Raw genomic sequence first — 857 nt, 5'->3', positions numbered from 1 at the left:
GCGCACTCGGCGGCGTACGGCGTCGTCTCCTACTGGACCGCGTACCTCAAGGCCCACTACCCGGCAGAGTACATGGCCGCGCTCCTCACGAGCGTCGGCGACTCCAAGGACAAGATGGCGCTGTACCTCAACGAGTGCCGCCGCATGGGCATCAAGGTGCTCCCGCCGGACGTCAACGAGTCCATCGGGTTCTTCGCGGCCGCGGGCGCCGACATCCGCTTCGGGCTCGGCGCGGTGCGCAACGTCGGCGCGAACGTGGTCGAGGCGCTGCGCGGCGCGCGTAACGAGCAGGGCGCGTTCGAGTCGTTCGACGACTTCCTCAAGAAGGTGCCGCTGCCGGTCGCCAACAAGCGCACCGTGGAGTCGCTCATCAAGGCCGGCGCCTTCGACTCGCTCGGGGACACGCGCCGGGCGCTCCTCGAGGTGCACGAGGGGATGATCGACGCCTCCGTCAGCGACAAGCGCGCCGCCATGAACGGGCAGGTCGGCTTCGACTTCGACAGCCTGTGGGACGAGCCGCAGCACGCGCGCAAGGTGCCCGAGCGGCCGGAGTGGGCCAAGCGCGACAAGCTCGCGTTCGAGCGGGAGATGCTCGGCCTCTACGTGTCCGACCACCCGCTGGCCGGGCTCGACGCGGAGCTGGCCAAGCACTCCAGCACGAGCATCACCGATCTCCTTGCGTCCGACACCGTGAAGGACGGCGAAACGGTCGTGGTCGCCGGCCTCCTGACGAGCGTGCAGCACCGGATGGCGAAGGCGTCGGGGAACCTCTACGGCATGGTGCAGCTCGAGGACTTCGGCGGCGAGATCACCTGCATGTTCATGGGCAAGGCGTACCAGGAGTTCGCGCCGGCCCT

1 pseudogene is annotated in these 857 nt (G+C 68.8%); it reads left to right on the top strand.

Going from position 1 to position 857, the window contains the following annotated elements:
• Positions 1-857: pseudogene (locus ITJ44_RS15715) on the top strand (DNA polymerase III subunit alpha); the annotation flags it as partial.

The sequence above is a fragment of the Clavibacter sp. VKM Ac-2873 genome, from assembly GCF_015351075.1.
In the GTDB taxonomy this organism is placed as follows: domain Bacteria; phylum Actinomycetota; class Actinomycetes; order Actinomycetales; family Microbacteriaceae; genus Clavibacter.
Note: the sequence above shows the minus strand (reverse complement) of the source record. Positions and strands in the feature narration are given on the sequence as shown.